This is a genomic window from Pseudomonas sp. FSL R10-1339, assembly GCF_009600545.1.
Lineage (GTDB): Bacteria > Pseudomonadota > Gammaproteobacteria > Pseudomonadales > Pseudomonadaceae > Aquipseudomonas > Aquipseudomonas bubulae.
The window spans coordinates 1-677 of sequence record NZ_WIVQ01000246.1; the positions used below are offsets into that span (position 1 = coordinate 1).

Annotated in this window: 1 pseudogene; it reads right to left on the reverse strand. The window is 55.7% G+C overall.

The features are described from left to right. Positions 1-613: pseudogene (locus tag GHO03_RS24655) on the reverse strand (transposase); the annotation flags it as partial. Positions 614-677 lie beyond the last annotated feature (64 nt).

The window sequence follows — 677 nt, forward strand, 5'->3', positions numbered from 1 at the left end:
TCGACTGTCGCCTTTTTATAGGCGTGTGATCCTGGCTGCTTGCTGACCAACTCCAGCTCACGCATCAGCCTGCGTACCTTAAACCGTCCAATTTGCTCACCTTCTTCTTGCATCATCAACGTGATGCTTCGACTGCCGGGAGCACTTCGGCCCTGGGTGAACAACTCGCTCACTCGGCTACGCAGCCTGAGCCGCTCAACATCTGGTGTTCGCCGCCTTAGACGATGCGCGTAGTACCCCGAACGAGCGACCTCAAACGCCTCGCACAAGCAGTCAACAGGCTCATGGACGCTTAGCTGATTGATCAGCGCGTACGCTCGAGATCTTCCGACATCAAGAGCGCGGTAGCCTTTTTTAATATTGATTTCTCGCGCTCGAGGCGAGCAATCCGAGCTTCCAACTCCTGGATTTTTTGCTGCTCTGGTGTCAGGGCCTTGCTCTGGGGCGTGACGCCGGTGCGCTCTTGCTGAAGCTGGTCGACCCAGCGGCGCAGCGCCGACTCACCAACACTCAGTGAACGACTGGCTTCGATGAAGCTGTAGTTTTGCTTGAGCACGAGGTCGGCAGCCTCGCGTTTGAATTCAGCGGAAAAGGTACGGCGTTGTTTGGTCATCTGACACCTCGATCTGGCGAGTATTCTCGCCTAAAAGGGTGTCCGGTTTCATTAGACCACTACA